Source organism: Vibrio sp. VPAP30, from assembly GCF_001188205.1.
In the GTDB taxonomy this organism is placed as follows: domain Bacteria; phylum Pseudomonadota; class Gammaproteobacteria; order Enterobacterales; family Vibrionaceae; genus Vibrio; species Vibrio bivalvicida.
In genome coordinates, this window is the sequence record NZ_LBLS01000018.1 from 57,262 (window position 1) to 77,755 (window position 20,494).

24 protein-coding genes are annotated in these 20,494 nt (G+C 44.2%); 13 read left to right on the forward strand and 11 right to left on the reverse strand.

Translation table 11 applies throughout. The features are described 5' to 3' along the window. Positions 1-36 precede the first annotated feature (36 nt). Both btuC and btuD read left to right on the forward strand, forming a co-directional pair. Positions 37-1,032: a vitamin B12 ABC transporter permease BtuC gene (btuC, locus tag ZX61_RS07025; protein ID WP_049843971.1), complete on the forward strand. Its 996-nt coding sequence runs from the start codon at positions 37-39 to the stop codon at positions 1,030-1,032. After that, positions 1,019-1,774: a vitamin B12 ABC transporter ATP-binding protein BtuD gene (gene btuD / locus ZX61_RS07030; RefSeq protein WP_049843972.1), complete on the forward strand. Its 756-nt coding sequence runs from the start codon at positions 1,019-1,021 to the stop codon at positions 1,772-1,774. The genes btuC and btuD overlap by 14 nt, the downstream gene beginning before the upstream one ends. 292 nt (positions 1,775-2,066) lie before the next feature. Here btuD and ZX61_RS07035 read toward each other — a convergent pair whose 3' ends face one another. Continuing rightward, the gene (locus tag ZX61_RS07035; protein WP_049843973.1) at positions 2,067-2,642 is read right to left on the reverse strand and encodes a nucleoside triphosphate pyrophosphohydrolase family protein; all 576 of its coding nucleotides are present in this window, start codon (positions 2,640-2,642) and stop codon (positions 2,067-2,069) included. 186 nt (positions 2,643-2,828) lie between these two features. Between ZX61_RS07035 and ZX61_RS07040 the strand changes: the two genes are divergently transcribed. Further along, the gene (locus ZX61_RS07040) at positions 2,829-3,914 is read left to right on the forward strand and encodes a sensor domain-containing diguanylate cyclase (RefSeq protein ID WP_049843974.1); all 1,086 of its coding nucleotides are present in this window, start codon (positions 2,829-2,831) and stop codon (positions 3,912-3,914) included. A gap of 81 nt (positions 3,915-3,995) precedes the next feature. Here the strand turns inward: ZX61_RS07040 and ZX61_RS07045 are convergent, their stop codons facing one another. Together ZX61_RS07045 and ZX61_RS07050 are read right to left on the reverse strand one after the other, a co-directional pair. Next, the gene (locus ZX61_RS07045) at positions 3,996-4,568 is read right to left on the reverse strand and encodes a DUF1415 domain-containing protein (RefSeq protein WP_049843975.1); all 573 of its coding nucleotides are present in this window, start codon (positions 4,566-4,568) and stop codon (positions 3,996-3,998) included. Beyond that, positions 4,565-5,800 (reverse strand): MFS transporter, encoded by a 1,236-nt coding sequence (locus tag ZX61_RS07050; protein ID WP_049843976.1) that lies wholly within the window; start codon positions 5,798-5,800, stop codon positions 4,565-4,567. Before ZX61_RS07050 ends, ZX61_RS07045 begins: the two co-directional genes overlap by 4 nt. A 110-nt stretch (positions 5,801-5,910) precedes the next feature. Between ZX61_RS07050 and ZX61_RS07055 the strand changes: the two genes are divergently transcribed. The 3 genes from ZX61_RS07055 to ZX61_RS07065 all read left to right on the forward strand — a co-directional run bounded on the left by ZX61_RS07055 (position 5,911) and on the right by ZX61_RS07065 (position 8,711). Next, positions 5,911-6,780, forward strand: coding sequence for a LysR family transcriptional regulator (locus ZX61_RS07055; protein ID WP_049844111.1), 870 nt, complete (start codon positions 5,911-5,913; stop codon positions 6,778-6,780). A gap of 117 nt (positions 6,781-6,897) precedes the next feature. After that, positions 6,898-8,361 carry a molybdate ABC transporter ATP-binding protein ModF gene (modF, locus tag ZX61_RS07060; RefSeq protein WP_049843977.1) on the forward strand — a complete coding sequence of 488 codons (1,464 nt, stop codon included), beginning with the start codon at positions 6,898-6,900 and terminating at the stop codon, positions 8,359-8,361. 104 nt (positions 8,362-8,465) lie between these two features. Further along, entirely contained in the window at positions 8,466-8,711 is a 246-nt protein-coding gene (locus tag ZX61_RS07065) for a Rho-binding antiterminator (protein WP_049843978.1), read from the forward strand. On the opposite strand, the gene ZX61_RS07070 is transcribed toward ZX61_RS07065, so the two are convergent. After that, positions 8,708-8,941, reverse strand: a complete 234-nt coding sequence (locus ZX61_RS07070; protein WP_049843979.1) for a glutaredoxin family protein — start codon at positions 8,939-8,941, stop codon at positions 8,708-8,710. The two genes, ZX61_RS07065 and ZX61_RS07070, sit on opposite strands and share 4 nt — an antisense overlap. 115 nt (positions 8,942-9,056) lie before the next feature. Here ZX61_RS07070 and ZX61_RS07075 point away from each other — a divergent pair, with 115 nt between their 5' ends. From ZX61_RS07075 to ZX61_RS24500, 3 genes are read left to right on the forward strand one after another with little or no spacing between them, the layout of a single operon-like run. Next, positions 9,057-9,560 (forward strand): M48 metallopeptidase family protein, encoded by a 504-nt coding sequence (locus tag ZX61_RS07075; protein WP_049844112.1) that lies wholly within the window; start codon positions 9,057-9,059, stop codon positions 9,558-9,560. Between the two features lie 4 nt (positions 9,561-9,564). Beyond that, on the forward strand, positions 9,565-10,617 hold the full coding sequence (rlmF, locus tag ZX61_RS07080) for a 23S rRNA (adenine(1618)-N(6))-methyltransferase RlmF (RefSeq protein ID WP_049843980.1): 1,053 nt from the start codon (positions 9,565-9,567) through the stop codon (positions 10,615-10,617). A 27-nt stretch (positions 10,618-10,644) separates the two neighbouring features. Further along, positions 10,645-10,836, forward strand: coding sequence for a hypothetical protein (locus ZX61_RS24500; protein WP_049843981.1), 192 nt, complete (start codon positions 10,645-10,647; stop codon positions 10,834-10,836). Here ZX61_RS24500 and pilW read toward each other — a convergent pair. Further along, the gene (gene pilW / locus ZX61_RS07090; protein WP_049843982.1) at positions 10,833-11,531 is read right to left on the reverse strand and encodes a type IV pilus biogenesis/stability protein PilW; all 699 of its coding nucleotides are present in this window, start codon (positions 11,529-11,531) and stop codon (positions 10,833-10,835) included. The two genes, ZX61_RS24500 and pilW, sit on opposite strands and share 4 nt — an antisense overlap. Positions 11,532-11,653: 122 nt before the next feature. Between pilW and ZX61_RS07095 the strand changes: the two genes are divergently transcribed. After that, on the forward strand, positions 11,654-12,472 hold the full coding sequence (locus ZX61_RS07095) for an alpha/beta fold hydrolase (RefSeq protein ID WP_049843983.1): 819 nt from the start codon (positions 11,654-11,656) through the stop codon (positions 12,470-12,472). On the opposite strand, the gene metA is transcribed toward ZX61_RS07095, so the two are convergent. Further along, the gene (metA, locus tag ZX61_RS07100) at positions 12,469-13,410 is read right to left on the reverse strand and encodes a homoserine O-acetyltransferase MetA (RefSeq protein ID WP_049843984.1); all 942 of its coding nucleotides are present in this window, start codon (positions 13,408-13,410) and stop codon (positions 12,469-12,471) included. The two genes, ZX61_RS07095 and metA, sit on opposite strands and share 4 nt — an antisense overlap. A gap of 130 nt (positions 13,411-13,540) precedes the next feature. Between metA and ZX61_RS07105 the strand changes: the two genes are divergently transcribed. Together ZX61_RS07105 and ZX61_RS07110 are read left to right on the forward strand one after the other, a co-directional pair. Next, a complete protein-coding gene (locus tag ZX61_RS07105) occupies positions 13,541-13,936 on the forward strand; it encodes an ATP-binding protein (protein WP_049843985.1) in 396 nt (131 codons plus the stop codon). Then, a complete protein-coding gene (locus ZX61_RS07110) occupies positions 13,912-14,349 on the forward strand; it encodes a DUF3859 domain-containing protein (protein ID WP_049843986.1) in 438 nt (145 codons plus the stop codon). The genes ZX61_RS07105 and ZX61_RS07110 overlap by 25 nt, the downstream gene beginning before the upstream one ends. A 100-nt stretch (positions 14,350-14,449) precedes the next feature. On the opposite strand, the gene ZX61_RS07115 is transcribed toward ZX61_RS07110, so the two are convergent. Continuing rightward, entirely contained in the window at positions 14,450-14,833 is a 384-nt protein-coding gene (locus ZX61_RS07115) for a hypothetical protein (RefSeq protein WP_049843987.1), read from the reverse strand. A 273-nt stretch (positions 14,834-15,106) separates the two neighbouring features. Between ZX61_RS07115 and ZX61_RS24700 the strand changes: the two genes are divergently transcribed. Beyond that, complete coding sequence (locus ZX61_RS24700) at positions 15,107-16,402, forward strand: methyl-accepting chemotaxis protein (RefSeq protein ID WP_049843988.1); 1,296 nt, start codon at positions 15,107-15,109, stop codon at positions 16,400-16,402. Positions 16,403-16,481: 79 nt separating this feature from the next. Here ZX61_RS24700 and ZX61_RS07125 read toward each other — a convergent pair whose 3' ends face one another. The 4 genes from ZX61_RS07125 to ZX61_RS07140 form a co-directional block, all read right to left on the reverse strand. Next, a complete protein-coding gene (locus ZX61_RS07125; protein WP_049843989.1) occupies positions 16,482-17,111 on the reverse strand; it encodes a MarC family protein in 630 nt (209 codons plus the stop codon). An 88-nt stretch (positions 17,112-17,199) separates the two neighbouring features. Beyond that, positions 17,200-18,339, reverse strand: coding sequence for an ABC transporter permease (locus ZX61_RS07130; RefSeq protein ID WP_049843990.1), 1,140 nt, complete (start codon positions 18,337-18,339; stop codon positions 17,200-17,202). Further along, positions 18,336-19,499: an ABC transporter permease gene (locus tag ZX61_RS07135; protein ID WP_049843991.1), complete on the reverse strand. Its 1,164-nt coding sequence runs from the start codon at positions 19,497-19,499 to the stop codon at positions 18,336-18,338. The genes ZX61_RS07130 and ZX61_RS07135 overlap by 4 nt, the downstream gene beginning before the upstream one ends. A gap of 12 nt (positions 19,500-19,511) precedes the next feature. Further along, positions 19,512-20,492, reverse strand: a complete 981-nt coding sequence (locus ZX61_RS07140) for an HlyD family secretion protein (RefSeq protein ID WP_049843992.1) — start codon at positions 20,490-20,492, stop codon at positions 19,512-19,514. Positions 20,493-20,494: the final 2 nt, after the last annotated feature.

Here is a 20,494-nt window from a genome sequence, read left to right on the forward strand (position 1 = left end):
ATTTTTTCCGGGTTTATCAGGCAATTCAGCAACAACATGGAATTTACTCAGCTCTTGGAGCGTAGGCGTCAAAGGTGGATGCGCTTTGGCCTAGTATTTATTGTTTCTCTTTTGCTTATCAGCAGCTTGTATTTAGTCGTTGGTGAGGTGTTCATTTCACCCTTCCAAGAACTCTCTTCTCTTCAAGAGCAGTTGATCCTTCAACTCCGATTACCAAGATTGCTGGCCGCGATTGCCGTAGGTGCTTCGTTAGCGGTATCGGGGGCGGTACTTCAAGTGTTGTTAGGTAATGTATTGGCCGAGCCAGGGGTGTTAGGTATTTCGGGCGGTGCCAGTGTACTTATGGTGTTGGTGTTGTTTTTTGTTCCGGCACTCGCAACACCAGTAGGTTTTATGCTTGCGGCGGTAATCGGTGCGTTGGCATTTACTTTGCTCCTGGTATTTGTTGCGAAAAAAATGCGCTTAACCACAACGCGACTGCTTCTGGTTGGCGTGGCTTTGGGCATATTATCGGGTGCTGTCGTTACTTGGGCATTTTATTTCAGTGATGACCTTAGTTTACGTCAGCTTATGTACTGGTTGATGGGCAGTATTGGTGCGGCAAGTTGGTATCACCATGTGCTAACATTGGTACTAATTCCGGTTCTTGTCTGGCTGTGCTGTAAAGGGATGTTACTTGACAAGTTGATGATGGGAGAGCAACACGCTAAGCAACTGGGTATTGATGTTGATGAGGCGCGTTGGAAGCTAATTTTTGCCGTGTCTATCCTAGTTGGCGGCGCCGTCGCACTCGGGGGTGTGATTGGTTTTGTTGGCCTAGTAGTCCCTCATTTACTTAGACTTGCATTTGGCAGTGAGAACCGTTACTTGCTACCTATTTCAGCTTTAGCCGGTGCTATGCTGGTGGTGTTTGCTGATTTGATTGCGAGAACGGCACTAAATTCAGCTGAACTACCTTTAGGTGTAGTGACTACCTCAATTGGCGCTCCAATCTTTATCTGGATGTTGGTAAGCAATCATGATTCACGTTAATAGCCTTTCTGTTGGCTCACGGCTACTACCTCTTTCGTTTGATGTTTCTCCGGGAGAGATATTGCACGTGATAGGGCCAAATGGAAGTGGGAAAAGCACACTGTTATCGGCGGTGGCGGGTTTGCTTGACTTTGACGGAGAGGCAAAGATTTTCGAGCAAAATGTAAAACTCGCCTCTATCGAAGCCTTGTCTAATAGCCGAGCATTTTTGGCACAAAGTGATCGTCCAGCATTCAACCTCGATGTGGTTCACTATCTATCCTTGTCTTTGCCGGCGACAGTGCAGTTCGACTCGGTTCAAATAGCTGGTGTACTTGAAGAGCTTTCACACCTATTAGAAATAGATGACAAATTGCATCGCTCTATTCATCACCTATCTGGTGGAGAGTGGCAGCGAGTACGCCTGTGCGCAATATGTTTGCAGATCTGGCCAACGCTCAACCCTCACGCTAAGCTGCTTATTCTCGATGAGCCCGCTGCACCACTCGATATCGGCCAAGAGACACTTCTATATAAACTGATTCAGCGTGTCGCTGAAATGGGAATTACAGTACTAATGTCTAACCATGACCTCAATCGGACTCTAAAGCATGCAGGCAAAGCATTGCTGTTAGACAAAGGGGTATTACAAGGTGTTGGTGACGTAGAGCAAGTGCTTTCCGTCACAGAGTTATCTCGAGTGTTTAGAACCCCAGTAAAGCGTGTGCTCGTAGAAGGTTCCCCCGTCTTATTGTTCGATTAAAACTACCACTAAAGGGTTATACTTGGTGCACGGTGCACCTAAATCGATCACTTTGGGGTACTGTGATGAAAGATGGTGTAAATATTTTCATATAAAACAATTAGTTAAGTTTTATTTACAAACTGGCACACAATTGGCAAGAGTAAGAGTGATACATTCTCGTTCTTGTTAGGCGGATTCAAGCAGAGGTTAGTGACTGTAGGTGGGAGCTGAACTGAAGTTTGATGAAGTCATTTTTTACTATGGCAGCTTACGCCACCTAAGGGTTTACCCAAAGGTGGCGTCTTTTTATCTATTTCGTTAGTTGGGCTAGATCGGCCGGGCGGTAGTAAACCGACTTAAGCACTTTGCCTTGACGAATAGTCTTTGCGTCAGACACAAAATCTTCGGCGCACTTAGCGATGATATAATCACCCTTTTGTACTGCCATTAGCTTGATACCTTGCTTGGCGTAGTGGGCTTCGGTTTCTGCGTATTCTTTCTCATTACGGCACACTTTGCTCATATTGCTTGAATGCACTTCATCCCAGCATGGTAGGAAGTCTATGCCACGGTTAACAGCGACATTAAGCAGCAAGTCTATGAGGTAGCTGATTGCTAGGTTGTCTTCAATCTTATCATGACCAAGATGAACCAGACGACCCATCAAAACGTACACGCTGTCGATAATTGCGTCCGCCTGTTCAGTCTTATGGTCCGCTTCAGCCAGTTCAGTAAGCTCTTCGATTGCTAGAGATGTATGCAGTGTATCGGCTTTATCGTCTAAACTATCAGGAGAGGCTACAGGTAAATCGAAAGTACTACGAAACTCTGAAATGTCGCGGTATAAGTGGTCAAAAATAGCGTTGGTCAGTTTTGAAAGGTGCATATCCAATAACCCGGATGTTTTTAAGATGGTGCAATACTATCAGAGCCACTCAGGTCTTGCCATGTAGGGATAGAGATTAATGGGCTGAGAGACAAATAATTGAGCGATGAAATAAGAAAATGGTTGCATTGTATAATTCGCTAACTCTATCTTAATTATAAGGATTTTTTAATTGGTGGAAAAGTTATGGTCGTAGAGAGTGAAAGTGAGAAGGTGATTCGTAGTCTGTACCAGATCACTAATGACTACCAAAAAGGGTTCGACATTCAGATAAGCCAATTACTTATGATGGGCCTTGAGCGTTTTGACCTTGATATTGGTATTTTATCTCACATTGACGGCAACAAATATACGGTACTTCATTGTGTGACACCTGAAGGAGTCGAACTGAATGATGGTGATACCTTTGAATTCGATAAGACCTATTGTGAAATCACTTGTCATTCAATTGGCCCGGTGATGATCGAAAACATGGGAGAGCACGACCAATACGCGATTCATCCCGCATATCAAGCGTTTGGCTTAGAGTCTTATATTGGTGTGCCGATTTTTATTGATGATGAGATTTTTGGCACTCTTAACTTCTCCTCTGCAATTCCGTATCCGCGTAAATTTAAAGATATTGATGTAGACGCACTCAAATTGATGGCGTCGTGGATAGAAGTAGAACTGATTCGAAGGAAACAGGAAGATCGTTTGCAGCAGCTTAATGCGCGCTTAGAGTACCAAGCTTACCACGATGCTCTAACTGGTGTAGCCAATCGTCGTAGTATGTTTAAAACTGTTCACCTAGACATCGAACGAATGAAGCGTGCGGGTGGTAAGGGGACGTTGGCAGTTGTCGATATCGACCACTTTAAACGAGTCAACGATACCCACGGGCATCAAGTTGGTGACGAGGTGCTGAAAAAGGTCGCCTCTGCAATTAAAGGGCAGTTGGTTGAAAGCGATTTTATTGCTCGCTTTGGTGGTGAAGAGTTCATAGTGTGGCTGCCAGAAAGAGATGTAGAAATTAGGCGAGAGATCGTTGAAAAAGTGCGGTCTTCTGTTAACAGCATTGAAATTGATGGTAGGCCGATGACTGTATCAGTAGGATCATGTGAGTTTGATTTTGCCAACTTAGAAAGTGACCAAAGTGATACTGCTACGTTACATGAAATTATTCAGGTTGCCGACAATAACCTCTATACAGCTAAAGATACAGGTCGTAACAGGACTGTCTGCTCTAGCTGGTGTGAGCAGAGAAATACATCGAGCGAAGTGCAAACATAAAGTGCCACTCCTTTTTAGATGGAGAACAGTCTTAAAAGCGCCAAAGGCGCTTTTTTAGTTTCACAAGTGATGACTATTAATCTATCGGAACAAATAGGGGAACAGTTTTCTACGCTCCTCGGCAGTCAGTGACTCTACACGGGTGATATTGGTATCAGGAATTGCTTCTGGATTTGGATAGTGCTTAAGCACCCTCTCCATGCTCTCTTCACGAATCAGATGGAATACCGGATAAGGTGAGCGATTGGTAAGGTTTTCATCGTCTTCTGGCTCAGCGCCGCCAAAACAATAATCAGGGTGGAAAGTCGCAAGCTGGAAAATACCTTCCCACTCTTGCTGTCGAATGAGAGCTTCAACCCAATCAATAAATAAGTTGTAGTCGTAAAAATCGCTCAGCATATTAGGAACGGCAACGAGCGTTGTTTCTAGTTCTGCAGGCTCGGTTGAGTCTAGCTCCATCAGTTGGGCCAGAATATCTTCAAGTAACGCCTCTTCTTTGCTCGCTTCACTAACAAAGATCTTGATCTGCTTATTACGTTGGGGCTTTGCGGCAAAAGGGCACAGGTTAAGACCTATCACGACATCATTGAGCCATTGATTAACGGTGCTTTTTACCTCACCGACATCGGGCTGGGTTGATCTATTGGTGGTCATTTTGCTTCCAATTTAGAATTTGGCGCAAGAATAGCAGAATCTTCAAGCTGTGGCTTGTGCTCTTCCCATTTTGATAGCTTGTGGCACAGAGCAAAAATAGTAGCGTAGAGCAATGAACCACCTGCGATAACATAACTCCACCCACCGTGTTGCCAACAATAGATTAAGAAGAAACCACCAATACTGCCACCAACATAGTAATGGACTAGATAAAGTGCGGTTGCGGTTGCTTTCGCGTGCGTAGCTTTTTGGCTGACCCAAGCGTATGCCAAGGTATGGGTAAAAAATGCGCCAAAGCTAATAAGCAGTAATCCCATCATCATAAAGGCTAAAGAGTCCATATAGGCGACAAGCATGCCTAATAGGCTGATTAAGGTCCCCGTGACCATGCCAGAGACACTCTGATGTCGTTTACTCCAGACTGAAGTCAATTTAGAACTTAAGGTTCCAGAGAGGTAACAAAGGAAGATGAGTGATGCTAAACCTATCGGTAAGTTATGCGGTGCTGCCACTAGACGGAATCCCATCACTGAATAGAGGTTCACAAACAGTGCGAAGTTTACCCCGCCAATCAACATCGCGATCCAAATTGTTTTGTTCTGTAGATGCTTAACCACAGCGCGATTATGGTAGCGAAGCATACCCCGTTGAGGTGTGAAATTGCTTTGCTTGGGTAAGCTAAATGCGACTACAAGAGCGCCAATAAGTGTGAATGCCGCCATGCTGATGACCGCTTGTTGCCAGCCAAATGCATCGGTTAGAGTGCCGCCAACAATACGCCCAGTGATGCCTCCTAGTGAGTTAGCCGCAATATAGCCACCTATAGCTTGACTAAAAGCTTTGACTGACAGTTCTTCAACCATGTAGGCCACCGCAACAGAAGCAAAAGCGGCCAGTGCAATGCCCATCAAAGCACGAAGTAAAACAATCATCACAATAGATTCGCTGATGAGCATTGCTAAACCAATAAAGGGCATGGTGATCAGACCAAGTAGCATGACATTTCGCCGCCCTATGGATTCAGAAGCTACCGCCCAAGGGACTAAAGAGACTGATAAGGCAAGAGTACTCGCTGCAAATATCCAGTTCACTTGAGTTTCGCTGACTTCAAAGTGTTGTGCCATATAGGGCAGCATAGGTTGGAATAAGTACAGGTTGCAGAATACGATGAAAGAGCCCAATGCTAGGCTGAAGGTCACTTGTCGATATTGTTTGGTTTTAAGCTCAATCATAGGGCGCTTAGGCTGAAAATGTAATTATGTGATAAAAATATCAGTCAAAGTTTGATATATAAAATATATTAAAGATATGGACTCAATATAATTTAGATATGGCGGCTGTATTGGACTCCAAACATCTCAAACACTTTGTTGCTGTCGCAGAGCATAAGCACTTTACTCAGGCGGCGAAAGCGCTGCATATCGCTCAACCAGCGCTCAGTATTTCAATTAAAAAATTGGAACAGAACTTAGGCGTCGAGCTTTTTCGACGTGAAGACCGAAAAGTCTCGTTGACCGATGAAGGCGCTGTCTTATATGAACATGCTAAGCGGATACTCCAGCAACTGGATGATGCTCAGTTAGCGATTGATGAGCTAAAAGGGCTTGAAAAAGGTGAAGTCAGGCTCGGTGCGCCCAGTATGATGGGGTCTTATTTTTTTCCTGAAGTCTTGATGGCGTTTAAAAGTCGTTATCCAAATCTCAAGTTGACGCTTGTTGATGCAGGCACGCGGTCGATTCGACAAATGCTGCTGGATGGAGAGCTGGATATTGGCGTGATCAATGATGAAAACGTTCCTGATGACCTAGAAACAGACCACCTACTACAATCTGAGATGGTGGCTGTTGTTTCCCGTGACCATGATTTTGCAGAGCGTAAGTCGATTAGCTTCGAAGAGTTTTTTGATCATGAACTCGTGATGTTCAAAACGGGGTATTTCCATCGCGACTTTATTGAAAACCAAGCTACTCATTGCAATAAACAAATGAGGTTTTCTTTTGAAACCAACTTATTGCCTATGATTTTAAGCATAGTAAAGCACGAGTTTGCTATTACTGCGCTGCTAGAGCTTGTTACACAGCATGAGAAAGATGTCGTCGCCGTACCTTTTCATGACAGAGTTAAGCTCGATTTAGCTTTAGCATGGAGAAAAGATGGGTACCTTTCGATGGCGGACAAAACCTTCATCGAATTTGTGAAGCGATACACCTAACATTTCTATCTGGCGGCAAATATCACATTTTGCTGTTTCTCTATCGCGCCTTGGCAATAGTTGGAGTAGTTTGGATCTACTCAATAAACTTAGACTGAAGGGTAGGGAAACCATTCTATGCAAATAAGCATCAACAACCTCGATATTGAATCTGGCACGAACCAATTGGCAATTGCTCAATGGAAAATTGTTGAAGGGCAATCTTGGGGGGTATTTAGTACCGAAGGGGATATTGGTTCGGCGTTAGGGTGCTTATTCTGTGGAGAATATGAAGTCTCTCCAGAGTCGTTGGAAGTGGGCTCTGGCAAGATTGCTCAAGTCTCTTTAGTAGAGCAGCAGAGGTTGCTTGAAGAAGAAATTGCCAAAGATGACACCGATTTTCTAGACAAAGTCGATAAAGGCACAAGCGTATATTCACTGATTTTTGAGCAATGCCAATCTGACTCACTTACTGAGCAGTTGATTGTTGATTTGGATCTGTCACACCTTGCGCAGAGTGGATTTCGAGTTCTTTCGACCGGGGAGACTCGTCGTGTCATGCTCGCCCGAGCACTCGCTACTGAGCCGGAACTGATTGTTCTTGATAACCCCTTCACTGGGCTAGATATCGCTCATCGTGCTTCGCTCGCCAATTATTTAACCCAACTTGCCAAATCAACGCAAATGATCGTGACTTTCAATCGAGAGGAAGATATTCCAGACTGGATAGAACAAATCGCTTTGTTCAATCAAGGTAAGCTTGAAAGTGTCATGGACAGAGCAGAGTGGGAATCCCACCCAGTCATTAGCCAGATTAAAGCGCAGTCACAGCAGCAAAGTGAGCAGATGCTGGACTTGATTCACAGATATCAACACTCGCATCACTTCGACAACCCAGTGTTCGAGATTCGTAACGGTAAGGTTGCTTATACCGAGAAAACCATATTCTCAGGCTTAAACTGGCGAATCGATAACGGCCAGCACTGGCAGATCAAAGGTCCGAACGGGTGCGGTAAAAGTACTCTGTTAGGTCTAATATTCGGCGATCATCCACAATGTTATTCCAACGACATTCAAATCTTTGGTAATCAGCGAGGATCAGGCGAGTCGATTTGGGAGATTAAGAAGAACATCGGTATGGTTTCTTCGGCACTGCATCTTCAATATCGAGTGAGTTGCAAAGCTATTGAAGTTATTTTGTCAGGTTTTTACGATTCGATCGGTCTATATCAACAGCCAAGTAAAAAAGAGATTCAAGTCGCGCGAGAATGGTTGGAGATACTTCACATGAGTGAGTATGCCAACACCTCGTTTAGACAATTGGAATACGGTCAGCAGAGACTGCTTTTGATTGCCAGAGCGATTGTGAAACAACCTGCTTTGCTCATTTTGGATGAGCCATATCAAGGGCTAGACTATTTGGGCAGAAGGTTAGTTAAAAACACCTTAGAGCTGATAGCGCAAGAAAACCTTAGCCAGCTGCTCTACGTGTCGCACTATCAGAAAGACAAGCTTGAGAGCATTAGAAATGAAGTTGAGTTTATTTATGATGACAGTGCGAGCTGCTACAAACCTCAAGTTCGTGCTGATCTTGAACAATAGTTTTGTCAGAGTTATGTAAAACTGTTGAACCATAAGTCTATTGTTATATCTAATGCTACTAGAACACAGAATGCGTATATGTGATAAATGCTTAGGGGGAGATTATGATTAGTTGTAACGACTACGATTATATCGAGATTGTGTGTATGTATCGTTATCCGGTACGGCTTCATCTCAAATCAGGTGTATATGTCGAAGGTGAAGCTCTCGATACGGCTCGAAATGAAGACAAGCAAGAGTGTATCAAGGTTTCTATGAGTGGAATCGAGCACTTAGTTGTACTCGATGATCTGGCGGAGCTTGAAGTGCTAACGAATAACCCTCACTTCATCAACAAGCTGTTTTATTAGCCCTTTGACTTATACATCTTCTCAAAGTTATTTGGGTTCCAGCCAATCATATAGCGGTCGCCAATCTTAAGTACGGGTAGTGAACGAGCACCAATTGCGTCTAACTCTTTACGGCCACGCTGCATCTTAGCGTTGGTTAATCGGTACTGATAGCCCTTTGAGTCAAGATAGCGCTGTGCATCTTTGCAGTGTGGGCATTTGTCTTTTACGTACAGTACAAGTCGTTTCATGGTTTGTTCCTACTCGTTTATTAAGCGCAGAGTTTAATGAAAAGGTCGTGAATGGCAAGTGCGAATAGAGTAGACTTGTGCCCCTTTGTTAATGCTTAAGGCCTTCACAGTCAAGATGAATCCAGCGCTCCGTTATATTCAAGGTTATCCAGACCATATTGTTACTCCCGTTACTCAAATGGTCGAGGCTGGGCGTTTGGCCATATGGTTTGAGAAGCGCTACCCAGACAATCACAGCATAAAAAGTGAGAAAGCGCTGTTTGAATATGCGATGGCGTTAAAGAACCGTTATATGAAGAAGACGGCACCTTTGAGCAAAGTCATCTACGACAACAAAATTCACCTTATCAACAATGCTCTGGGGCTACATACCTATGTGGCTAAGGTTCATGGCGGTAAAATTAAATCAAAGAATGAGATTCGCATTGCCAGTGTGTTTAAGAATGCACCTGAACCATTGCTTCGCATGTTAGTGGTTCACGAACTTGCCCACCTAAAAGAAAAAGAGCACAACAAAGCCTTCTATCAGCTCTGCTGCCATATGGAGCCTGACTATCATCAACTTGAGTTAGATGCTCGCTTGTTTATGATCTACCTAGAAACTGACAAACAAAAATAACGCTATGACTCGCCCAAACAAATACTCTCAACCTAAGAAAACCGACAAAAAAGAATCGCCGAAAGTGAGCGAAATGAAAGTGGTCACCATAAAAGGGCAAAAAGGCTTACATAAGCGTAACCTGCACCAAGGTCGATATGATTTCGCTAAGCTGACAGCGGCACTGCCTGAACTTAAAAAGCATGTGGTAAAGAACCCAAAGGGCGAACCGAGTATCAACTTTTCCGATCCCTTGGCGGTTAAGCTACTCAATAAAGCACTGCTTGCTCATCATTATGGAGTGGCAGAGTGGGACATCCCTCAAGGGTATCTATGTCCACCAATTCCGGGGCGTGCAGATTATATTCACCGCCTTGCTGAGTTGCTTAATCAAGAGAGCAAAAGCCTTAATCACAAACAAGTCCGTGCGCTCGATATTGGAGTCGGAGCTAACTGTATTTATCCTATCGTTGGTGCAACACAGTACGGCTGGCATTGTGTGGGGTCGGATGTTGATGTTGTTTCAGTTGATAATTCTAATCACATTGCCCAGTCGAATAAGCTACTGAGTGGGCGCGTTGAAGCTCGATTGCAAAAAGATAGCCGTCATTTCTTCAAAGACATCATCAAACCAAACGAGTTTTATGATGTAACCACCTGTAATCCACCTTTTCATAAGTCGCTTGAAGAAGCACAGCAAGGAACAGAGAGAAAGATCAAAAACTTATCAGCCAGTAAAAGTAAACGTGGTCAACCTACCGGACAAATGAAAGCTAAATCGTCACCTATACTTAACTTTGGTGGTCAAAAAGCAGAACTCTGGTGCCCAGGTGGCGAAGCCGCGTTTGTAAAAAACATGGCATTTGAAAGCCGTGACTTTGCACAGCAGGTACTGTGGTTCTCTACGCTTATTTCCAAAAAAGAGAATGTGCGATGGATGCGAAAAAACCTCGAAAAAGCGGGTGCTAAAGAGGTGAAAGTGGTTGAAATGAGCCAAGGACAAAAAGTAAGTCGCTTTATCGCTTGGACATTCAAAACAGAAGTTGAACGCCAAAAGTGGCTGAAACTTAAGAGCTAATCTTGTCGAAAGCTTTACGGAGGGTATATGGAGTTTGAGATTTATATGCCCTGCGAACCCGCTTGGATCTGCGACAGTTTCTTGCTCTTATTTACCGTTTTGTTAGCAATGGGGCTTATCGGTTTTATATATATTCTCTACAAAGAGTATCGAAAAATACAGCGTGCTTCACGGGTTCGGCGTAGGCGAAATATCCACCATTCAAAACGAAAGCATTAGCTCATATTCTCTAGTTTTTGCTTATATTGTCTTTCCAACATCGGGTTTCCAGCTTTGCGTTCTAATTCTACTAGCAGCCTTAGCGATGGCTTTTGTAGCCCGTATCTCTGTTGGAATTTCAATAATCTCAATCTCGCATCGTTAAACGAACCGGCTTCTATTTCCAATTTGGCTAGCGTCAACAGTGAACGTGGTCGGTCAGGGTCATAGTCTAAGGCTCGTTTAAAGTATCTTATTGCTTGCGCCGTCTGCTGATTTTTTAGGGCGCAAAGTGCTGCATTCTCATAACTCGCTGATGACAAATAATAATAGGGTTGAGCAATGGCTTGGTTGAAGTATTGATCGGCGCGAGCGTAGTGGCCTTGTTTACATAAGAAAGTTCCGTAATTGTTAAGCACATTACCGTTTTTAGGGTGCAGCTTGAAGGCTAGGTTATAGAAGTGTTCAGCTGAATTAAGTTCACCGACTTGCTCGTAATAGTGGGCGAGTGCGAGTTGAGCACGGTAATAATTGGGGGCGTGTTCTATGGCTTGCTCTAGGTTTTCTCTTGCTTTGAGCATATTTCCTTTTTCCAAATAACCAACTCCAAGTGCAATTCGTGCTTCAGAACGTTGCCGAGCATCTGAAATTTCATGAAGGGTGGGTGCCATACAACCGGAAAGGATTAGACTTAGAGCGAGTGAAATTAAGCGCATAACAGGTCATGAGTTTTGTGAGTATGTTGAATGTATATCTCAACTCATCCGGTCTGATTAGCGAGTGGCGTAAAGTATGCGACAAGTTTTGCAGTAGGCGGTGCAAATTGATGAGGTGGAGAGTGACAAACAAAGCGGCAGTTCTAACAACGATAGTAAGCTTTATTATTGGTATGGCAGGCAAACCTTCGTCTGCAAATGAATTTGATGCTGAAATAGAGAAGACAACCGAAGGTTTAGCGTTTGTGAGAGTCGCTAATCCACAAGCGAGCAGCCGGGTAATATTTATTCACGGTTCTCCGGGCAGTCACGCAGCCTATACAGATTATTTGTCTGACGAGATGCTGAAATCTCAAGCAGAGCTTATATCTGTTGACCGCTTAGGCTATGGGGAGTCTAGCCCCAATTTGGTGACCAGCCTTGATCGACAAGCAGCGGCAATAGGCCAATTGCTTGCCAAGGATAAAGCGAATATTTTGGTTGGGCATTCGCTAGGCGCTACTATTGCGTTGGCTCTCGCGATCCAACTACCGAACATGGTTGACGGATTGGTCTTGGTGGCACCAGCACTGGATGCCAAGCTTGAAGAGCCAAAGTGGTACAACGAGATTGCAGATACCTGGTTGATTAATTGGCTACTGTCTCGCGATTGGCAGAGGTCAAACGGTGAAATGATGCCGCTGGCTAAAGAATTGAGTGATCTAAGTGCTAAAGACTGGACAGTGTTGGACGAGCGGCCAGTGACCCTAATTCATGGCAAAGAAGATACGATTGCAGACCCAGAGAATTCTGCTTTTGCCATCGCAAAATTAACTGGTAAGACAAAAAAATATCTCGAAGTTGAAAAAGAGGGACATTTTATCCTTTGGCAAAATATCCCTTTGATTTCTGAACAGATTCAACAAATAGTTTTGGCTGCTGACCAAGTAAAAGAGCATTAGTCGTCTTTGGTAAAATTTGCTTCGCTGAAGTGATCCAAGTCGTAAGGTGTTTGTTGGTAAACACAGTAGTTTAGCCAGTTAGCAAATAGCAGGTGTCCATGACTGCGCCAACTTGCGCACGGTTTGTTATCTGGATTATTGTTCGGATAGTAGTTAACAGGAATCGCAGGCTCCATTCCTTCACCTAGATCGCGAATATACTCGTTATGTAAAGTATGGGAGTCGTACTCAGGGTGACCTGTGACAAATACATTTCGTTTGTCTTTCGTTGCTGCCAGATACACGCCCGCAACGTCTGATGTTGCAAGAATATCTAGATCAGTGTGCTCGGCGAGATACTCTGAGGAAAAGTCAGCATAACGAGAGTGTGGGGCGAGGAACGTGTCATCAAAGCCGCGTAAAACCGGATGGTATGGCTGGTGGATCTTATGATGGTACACACCAGATAGCTTCTCTTTACGCGTGCGTTTCGGTAAGTCGTAAAGTAGCTTTAGTCCAGCTTGCGCTGCCCAACAAACGTAAAGGGTTGAAGTAACGTGCTCCTTTGCCCAACTCATAATCGTTTGCAAGTGTTCCCAGTAAATCACATCTTCAAACTGGACCAAGCCTAGCGGAGCACCAGTAATAATCAGTCCATCGAAGTTGCGCCCCTTGACCATTTCAAATTGGCGATAGAAGTTATCTAAGTGCTCAGTTGGCGTGTTTTTACTGGGTCTGTCGTCAATACGCAGCAGTTCAATATCTACTTGGAGTGGGCTGTTTGATAACAAGCGCAGGAACTGAGTTTCCGTCTCAATTTTCTTAGGCATAAGATTGAGGATCAGCACCTTGAGCGGACGAATTTCCTGTGTTGACGCACGAGATTCAGGCATTATGAATATATTCTCAGTACGCAATACGTCAGATGCGGGTAATTGATCGGGGATCTTAATTGGCACAGCTTACTCCCTAAGCATGTTTATGGACGTCTATACTTCTAAACTTAACTCAATCAGAATAAGATGTCGATAGCCAATTTGTGCCAATTTATATTAATATTCGTCCGCTCATTCACTAGTTAAACTCACGATGACCTTAAAACTTACGTTGATTCGCGGGCTGCCCGGTTCAGGGAAAAGCACGTTAGCCAAAACAATGTCAGCCAAGCACTATGAAGCAGATATGTTTTTTATTAGTGACTGTGGCGCTTATGTTTACGACGCGACGAAAATTGCAAATGCACATCAGTGGTGCCAAGCAATGACGGAACAAACCCTTGCCAGTGGGAAAAGTGTCGTGGTTTCAAACACTTTTGTTCAGCGTTGGGAAATCGTTCCCTATTTCAAACTGGCTAAGCGGCTTAGCGCAAGATTTGAAGTTATCGAGTGCCATAACCACTATGGCAATATCCATGGCGTGACGGCGGAAACTATTCAATCAATGAAAAAACGGTGGCAAGAATGGCAAAGCGTACCCCAGTTGTAGAAATGACTTCTTACGGCATTTATCAGGAGTGGGATTCAAAATCGAAGCATCTGCCAAAGATTCAAGAATTCACAACAAAAGTGCCTGCAGATGAAGAAATCGAATTTGGCTTTATTGTGAACATCAAAAAAGCCAAGGGCGAGGTGATCGACTTTTGTATTGCTCACCCGGGAATTAGGGGTAAAAAAGGCCAAGTACTAGAACCATTTACTGGTGATTTGCACATAGGCAGTAACGATTGGGACTTCTATCTCGGAGATACAATACAGCTTCTGGATCCTATTGACGGGTTTGAGTCGAATATTGGTAAATGGCGAATGACGATCTCGCTGAACGGCAACATCATTGCGGAAAAAACATTTGATGTGTATGCACGTGATGAAGGTGAATTTTGGAAGCAACGCGGTTTTTAGTTCAAAGTAGTGGTGATAGTCTAAAAGCTAACCCTGATTAGGGAGGGGCGACTGGTGCTTTCTCAATAACAGAGTTCGCCCCTTACTCACAATAATTAAGTTAGATTCGAGAAAAGTCATACCCAGCGGCAAGCAATAACCCGCGTTCATGTTTTATTAACTGCGCACGGTCTTCGATAAGTTCATGCAGAGCTTGACGTGGTCTACCTGCGAGTTCTTTGTAAGCTTCAAATGATTGCGAGGCATCAATCGCTGTAAACATTTTACTGATTACGTTACGTGCTTCACATGGACTGCTGTTAGCTTTGAAGTACTCTACGCCTTTCGCGGCATCACGCATTTCTGCCAGTAGCTCTATAGGGCTTGTTTCCTGCGCCACAGCTAGATAATTATCTAGCACTCTTTTGGCAAACAGTAGCTCTTGAAGTGGAATATCACGGCCACTTTCGATCAGTGCCTGACTGAGAATGTTACTTGAGCTCATGTACTATCTATCCTTGGTTCAAATGTATCAATGACTCAAAGCAGTCTAAATTATCATCGCGCTAAAGGGAATAATCTAGTTACGATGATTTGAAAGTAAACACGAGTGATTTTCGCTTAATAATTCTTATGTTGCGTACTACTTTACAGCTTGAATGGTAGGTTAGTGACGCAGGTGTTCCGGATAAACTTTGAGATTAGCCAATTAATATTCCTCGGGTGTCTATAATTACAGCACTACAAGTAAGTGCATTTTCCCAAGGAAGGTTTATTTATGTTGTTTTTTAAGGATACCGAGTCCGCTAAGACCCCCAGTCATTCTGATCATGTCTATGCCGCAATCAAAAAACATGTTGCATGGATAGAGTTTAGCCCTGATGGCACTATTCAAGATGCGAGTCGGCTGTTTTTAAGTGTTGTAGGTTACTCCTTAGAAGAAGTAAAAGGAAAGCATCATCGTATATTTTGTACCGACAGTTATGTGAGTTCTTCTGTTTATCAGAGTTTTTGGCGTGACTTAGCGAATGGTGTTACGAAAGAAGGTACGTTCGAGAGAAAAAACAAACAAGGTGAAACCATCGTTCTTGAGGCGACCTATTTCCCTATATACGACTCTCAAGGTAAGGTGTCGAGTGTCGCCAAAATAGCCTCTGACATCACTCAAATTTTTCACAAGAACCAAAAGAATGATGCGCTTATTTCCGCACTGGATAAGTCACAAGCCATCATTGAATTTGATCCTAAAGGCACTGTGCTTTCTGCAAACCCCAATTTTCTCCGAACACTGGGATACAGTGCCTCTCAAGTAGTCGGTCAGCATCACCGTATGTTCTGTTTTGATGAGTTTTACAAAGATAATCCTCATTTTTGGCGAGATCTTGAAGATGGACAAATTAAATCAGGTCTTTTTCAACGGCGGAGTTCACATGGGGCAAGTGTTTGGATTGAAGCGACATACAACCCGATCAAGGATGAGAAAGGCAAAGTGGTTAAAGTGGTTAAATTTGCTAGTGATATTACAACCCGTATTGAACGCAACCAAGCAATCGCAGAAGCCTCAGAAGTTGCTTACTCGACTTCGGTCGAAACTGCGCAAATAGCTCAGGAGGGGGCTCAGCTTTTATCTGATTCAGTCGAAGTATCTTTAAACGTTTCTAAAAAAGCGGATGATACAGTGCAAAAAATTCAGCAGTTAAACGCAAGTTCTCAAAACATTCAGAATATTGTCTCAACCATTCAAGGTATTGCTGACCAGACCAACCTTTTAGCTCTTAATGCGGCGATAGAAGCGGCGCGGGCTGGTGAGCATGGTCGAGGTTTTGCGGTTGTAGCAGATGAGGTTCGCCAACTGGCTTCGCGTACTTCGGAGTCAACGGATGAGATAGTTAAAGTTGTTGAAGAGAATCAGGGGTTGATCAACGAAGTCACCGATATGATGAGTGAAGTGTCGTCGATATTGGAAGAAGGGAATGCCAAAATTACAGAAGTATCGACGGTGATGGATGAGATCCACAAAGGAGCCGAAAATGTTTCTAACACTGTGATGGGGCTTTCAGAAAGTCAGTCTTAGTGAGCATGAGAAGGTTGGTGCAAAAAAAACGGAGCAATGGTGCTCCGTTTTCGCAGATGACTTGTTATAAAAAGATCCGTTACTTTTGAAACAGAATATAAGCGTCGTGTACACCTTGAATCAGCATTTGCATTCCGATTACTGTCAAAATCAAGCCCATCAATCGAGTGACAATATTAATGCCACTCTCACCGAGTTTATCAACTAGCTTTGGACCAAATAAGAAGCAGATAAAGGTGATGAAACAGAGTAGTGCAAAGGCGGCAATAGTGACCACAATACTGAATATATCGCCTGACGCAGAATAGTTCATTGCAGTTGCGATTGTGCCAGGACCTGCCAGTATCGGCAGAGCTAGAGGAGAGATCGCGATATCACCACTTTGTGAATCTTCTTCACCTCCATGACTGTGCATTTTCGAAGAGCTACCTTGCAGCATATGATAGCCAACGAGAAACACTAAAATGCCGCCAGCCAAGCGAAGAGCAGGAAGGGTAATACCGATAACTTCAAAGATACCTTTGCCAAGAAAGCTAAAAGCAGCAACGATAGCAAAAGCGGTTGCTAAGGCTTTAAAAGCGGTCTGTCTGCGTTGCTCGGCGGTTTGTTGTCCTGTCATCCCGACAAAGACAGCCGTATTTGCAATCGGGTTCATCATGGCGAAAAAGCCCATGAAAACGGTCACCGCCGTTGTAGTTAAATCGTGCATTGGTTCATCACTTGTTTTGCGAGCTTAGCTATCACATTAGCACAGTATATAAAAGCCAGACTATCGATACATCCACAATAACCAATGCCTATAGTGTTGGTTTCACGCTTATTTTTTTGTAGAACCAGTAGGCAATGACTAACCAAAGTGCGCTTTGTAACCACAATTGGGTGTAGTTAACGGTTACATTTTGCCAACTCCCCCCCATTTGGTTCAACGTAAGGAAACCTTGAATAGCCGGCGTGCTTGGAAATAGTTCAGATAACCAAACCATAGGTGCAGGGATGGCTTCAACTGGCCATATGAAGCCTGCGCTGAAGATAAGTGGCATTGAACTGATGAGCACCACTAAGGTAACCAGTTCACGTCTGGGTGTAATTGCTCCCAGCCAGATCCCAATAGCACTGGAAGCCAAAAGGAATGGCAGCAGCAATGTCAAAAGATCTGTAGCATGAGCCAACTGGTTTACACCATGCATGGTAAAGCTTGCACCAAAGTAGTACATGCTTAACAAGTAATAGACGGTAATAAGAACAAGCAAACGCGTCGAGATCAGTTTTAGCGGTGAAACATGGCTCCAATAGCCTGTTCCGTGTTTTTGCGTGCCAACCATTAAACCCGCCGCCATTGCCAAAGTTTGTTGCAGAATCAAAACAAACACAGCGGGAACGACATAATCTACGTATCCGATACGTGGGTTGAAAGTAGGTTTTAGGTTTAGTTTGGTCGGTGCATATTGCTCAGTGGCTTTGGATAGTGGTTGACCATTTATCAGCAATTGAGCGATTTTGGTTTGAGCGGCCAAAGTGCCACCAGCTTGGGCTAAACCTTCCACGATCGTGCCGTAGACTAAAAAGTAAGAAGCATCTCCAGCATAGGAGAGAGTTGGGCTTTTTCCGAGCATAAGATCTTTATAAAAGTGCTCAGGAATAACCAAGATGCCGCTAACCTCGCCATTAAGAAAGGCTTGGTGTGCATCTTCTAAGGTGTAGTCGCGTTGAATGACCTGCACTTGAGGTGTGGCATCCACCATGCGTTCTAATTGATAGCTGGTTTGACTCTTGTCTAGGTTAACTACACTGATTTTTTGCTCTCTAGGTGTCTGGTGACTATATGGTAGGGGGTAAAGAAATGAATAAAATACCACGCCGCCAAACACGGTAAGAGTCACCACGGGATTAGTTAACAGTGCTTTGAGTTCGGCTTTAAGCAATGCAAAGAAACTCATGATATTCCCCTATCATTGGTACTGAGTTGCAGCGCGCCAATGTGTTTTTTAACCAAAGCAAATGCCAATAGGGCAGGAAGTCCGTAACCAAGCATTGGAGCCAAGTGCAGCAAAGACTCTGTCCAAGGTTGACCGTAGCTTACTTGACTAACCTGCACCTCAATATAATGGCTGATGGGTAATAGGCTGCGCCACGCTTGAGCAAGGCTGTTCATGTCCGTAACAGGGAAGGTAATTCCCATAAACGCGAAACTCGGAGCGGTAAAGGCACCAGCAAAGCTCATCGCACGAGCGGCATCGAGTGTTAAGAAGAAAAACAGGCTGCCCATGATCATACAAGCGAAGATGGTGGCCCATTGAGCCAAGATCAATACCAAAAAGCTGCCATTCATTGGCCATTTGAACCCTAAGTAAAACCAGCACAGGAAGGCAAACCCTTGGAGAGCAAACACCCATGAATAAGGTGCAAGCGTATTGAAGAGAGCCTTCGCAGGTGATTTTCCTAACCAATACTGCAGCCCTCTGTCTCTTATGTTGGCCGATAAGATTAAAATAGTGGTCACGACAACAACAATTTGCCACAAAGCAGGGATAACGGCTGAAACTAAAAACTGCGCGTAGTTTGAATTTTTATTAAACAGCGGAGTAATTTGGCTACGAATTGGCACAGCTTTGCTCATCGCAGAGGCAAGGGTCGCATTACCGTGACTTAAGTTTCCCATAGCGCTTACTTGAGCGTTAAACGTCCCCTGAGCCTGTAAGAAAGCGGAGTTGATCAACTTGCCGACTAAGATCATCTGGCTGTTGTAAAATACGCTAACCTGTGGGGGCAACTGTTTATGGGTATCTTGCTCAAAGTTATGTGGAATAACGGCGTAGGCGTAGATATTACCTTCGACCAGTGCCTGTTTGGCATCAAGGGCGCTAGTAAAGTGTTTATCGACCTTCATCGCTGACGTCGCGTCATAGTACCGGATCAACTGCTGTGACATTTTTCCCGAGTCGAGATTGACAACACCAATTGGTAAGTCTCGCGCTATCCCCTGCGAGAAGACTGCCCATATCATGACGGCCAACATGACAGGTAGCCATGTCAAGCTGGACAACAACCACTTGTCTCGTCGGATAATGGTGAGTTGTGAAACGTTATGGTCAGTCATATCGCTTTCCAATTATCCTTTCAGCTCGACAACTAGGCTCATTCCCATACGTAAGTTTTGCACAGGCTGAGTAGGTCTTGCTTCGACTTCAAAGGTTCTTAGATCAAAACCTTGAGCGGCATCTGTAGAGCGCCAAGTAGCGAAATCGCCCATCACAGCAATGTGTGAAACCTTAAGCTCAATCTCTTTATTCAGCGCCGGTATGAAAGCAGAGAAGGTTTGGCCTTTTTTAAAGTGGCTAAGTAAATCTTCGCGCACATTCAGAACCGCCCAAGAGTCATCGGTGTCGATCACCGTTACTACAGGGAACCCTTGTGGAGCAAGCTCACCACTTTGAAGTAGCACTTGTGATACCTCACCCTCAAACCAACTTTCAATCGTGGTATCTTCTGCGTAGGCTTCGACTTCTGCCACTGCACCTGCTGCCATACGAGCTTTTTCGGCGGCTGCCAGCTTGGTCTCGCTACGCGCACCTTCTTGTGCCATTTGGTACATTTGGAAAGCTGCACTCTCAGTATACTTAGCAGCATCCCATTGGGTTTTTGCTTCGTCACGTTTTTGTTCGGCGACCACGCCTTCCTTATAGAGGTTGTTGACGCGAAGGTAGGTTTTTTCCATTAGAGCAGATGCTGCTTTTGCTTTTTGCCACTGGTCTTTCGCTGCTTGGATTTGCTGAGCGCGTGCACCTTTTTCCGCTTCCATTGCAAGTGCACCCGCCGCTTTTTCACCTGCTTTTGCCTGTTCTAGTTTCGCTTCAATTTCTGGGCTGTGGAGCGTAAAGATGAGCTCGCCTTTTTCGACATGATCGCCTTTGCGCACCATTACCTGATCAATTCTTCCCGGTACTTTGGAAGAGATACTGTATTGCTGAGATTCAATCTGACCTTGCAAGCGAACCGGTTTTGGTTGATAGGCTTGGTAAAAGCTATAGCCAACCCAAGATGCAACGCTCAATGCGACAGCCGTAAGTAGAAGTGGTTTTGCATTTTTCATCT

Excerpts from the sequence above, each read along its gene's own strand:
- ZX61_RS07035 (WP_049843973.1), bottom strand. The coding sequence starts at position 2,642 with ATGCACCTTTCAAAACTGACCAACGCTATTTTTGACCACTTATACCGC.
- modF (WP_049843977.1), top strand. The coding sequence starts at position 6,898 with ATGCAAATAAGCATCAACAACCTCGATATTGAATCTGGCACGAACCAA.
- ZX61_RS07045 (WP_049843975.1), bottom strand. The coding sequence starts at position 4,568 with ATGACCACCAATAGATCAACCCAGCCCGATGTCGGTGAGGTAAAAAGC.
- btuD (WP_049843972.1), top strand. The coding sequence starts at position 1,019 with ATGATTCACGTTAATAGCCTTTCTGTTGGCTCACGGCTACTACCTCTT.
- pilW (WP_049843982.1), bottom strand. The coding sequence starts at position 11,531 with ATGCGCTTAATTTCACTCGCTCTAAGTCTAATCCTTTCCGGTTGTATG.
- btuC (WP_049843971.1), top strand. The coding sequence starts at position 37 with ATGGAATTTACTCAGCTCTTGGAGCGTAGGCGTCAAAGGTGGATGCGC.
- ZX61_RS24700 (WP_049843988.1), top strand. The coding sequence starts at position 15,107 with ATGTTGTTTTTTAAGGATACCGAGTCCGCTAAGACCCCCAGTCATTCT.
- ZX61_RS24500 (WP_049843981.1), top strand. The coding sequence starts at position 10,645 with ATGGAGTTTGAGATTTATATGCCCTGCGAACCCGCTTGGATCTGCGAC.
- ZX61_RS07130 (WP_049843990.1), bottom strand. The coding sequence starts at position 18,339 with ATGAGTTTCTTTGCATTGCTTAAAGCCGAACTCAAAGCACTGTTAACT.
- rlmF (WP_049843980.1), top strand. The coding sequence starts at position 9,565 with ATGACTCGCCCAAACAAATACTCTCAACCTAAGAAAACCGACAAAAAA.
- ZX61_RS07075 (WP_049844112.1), top strand. The coding sequence starts at position 9,057 with ATGAATCCAGCGCTCCGTTATATTCAAGGTTATCCAGACCATATTGTT.
- ZX61_RS07070 (WP_049843979.1), bottom strand. The coding sequence starts at position 8,941 with ATGAAACGACTTGTACTGTACGTAAAAGACAAATGCCCACACTGCAAA.
- ZX61_RS07115 (WP_049843987.1), bottom strand. The coding sequence starts at position 14,833 with ATGAGCTCAAGTAACATTCTCAGTCAGGCACTGATCGAAAGTGGCCGT.
- ZX61_RS07135 (WP_049843991.1), bottom strand. The coding sequence starts at position 19,499 with ATGACTGACCATAACGTTTCACAACTCACCATTATCCGACGAGACAAG.
- ZX61_RS07110 (WP_049843986.1), top strand. The coding sequence starts at position 13,912 with ATGGCAAAGCGTACCCCAGTTGTAGAAATGACTTCTTACGGCATTTAT.
- ZX61_RS07040 (WP_049843974.1), top strand. The coding sequence starts at position 2,829 with ATGGTCGTAGAGAGTGAAAGTGAGAAGGTGATTCGTAGTCTGTACCAG.
- ZX61_RS07105 (WP_049843985.1), top strand. The coding sequence starts at position 13,541 with ATGACCTTAAAACTTACGTTGATTCGCGGGCTGCCCGGTTCAGGGAAA.
- ZX61_RS07050 (WP_049843976.1), bottom strand. The coding sequence starts at position 5,800 with ATGATTGAGCTTAAAACCAAACAATATCGACAAGTGACCTTCAGCCTA.
- ZX61_RS07140 (WP_049843992.1), bottom strand. The coding sequence starts at position 20,492 with ATGAAAAATGCAAAACCACTTCTACTTACGGCTGTCGCATTGAGCGTT.
- ZX61_RS07125 (WP_049843989.1), bottom strand. The coding sequence starts at position 17,111 with ATGCACGATTTAACTACAACGGCGGTGACCGTTTTCATGGGCTTTTTC.
- ZX61_RS07065 (WP_049843978.1), top strand. The coding sequence starts at position 8,466 with ATGATTAGTTGTAACGACTACGATTATATCGAGATTGTGTGTATGTAT.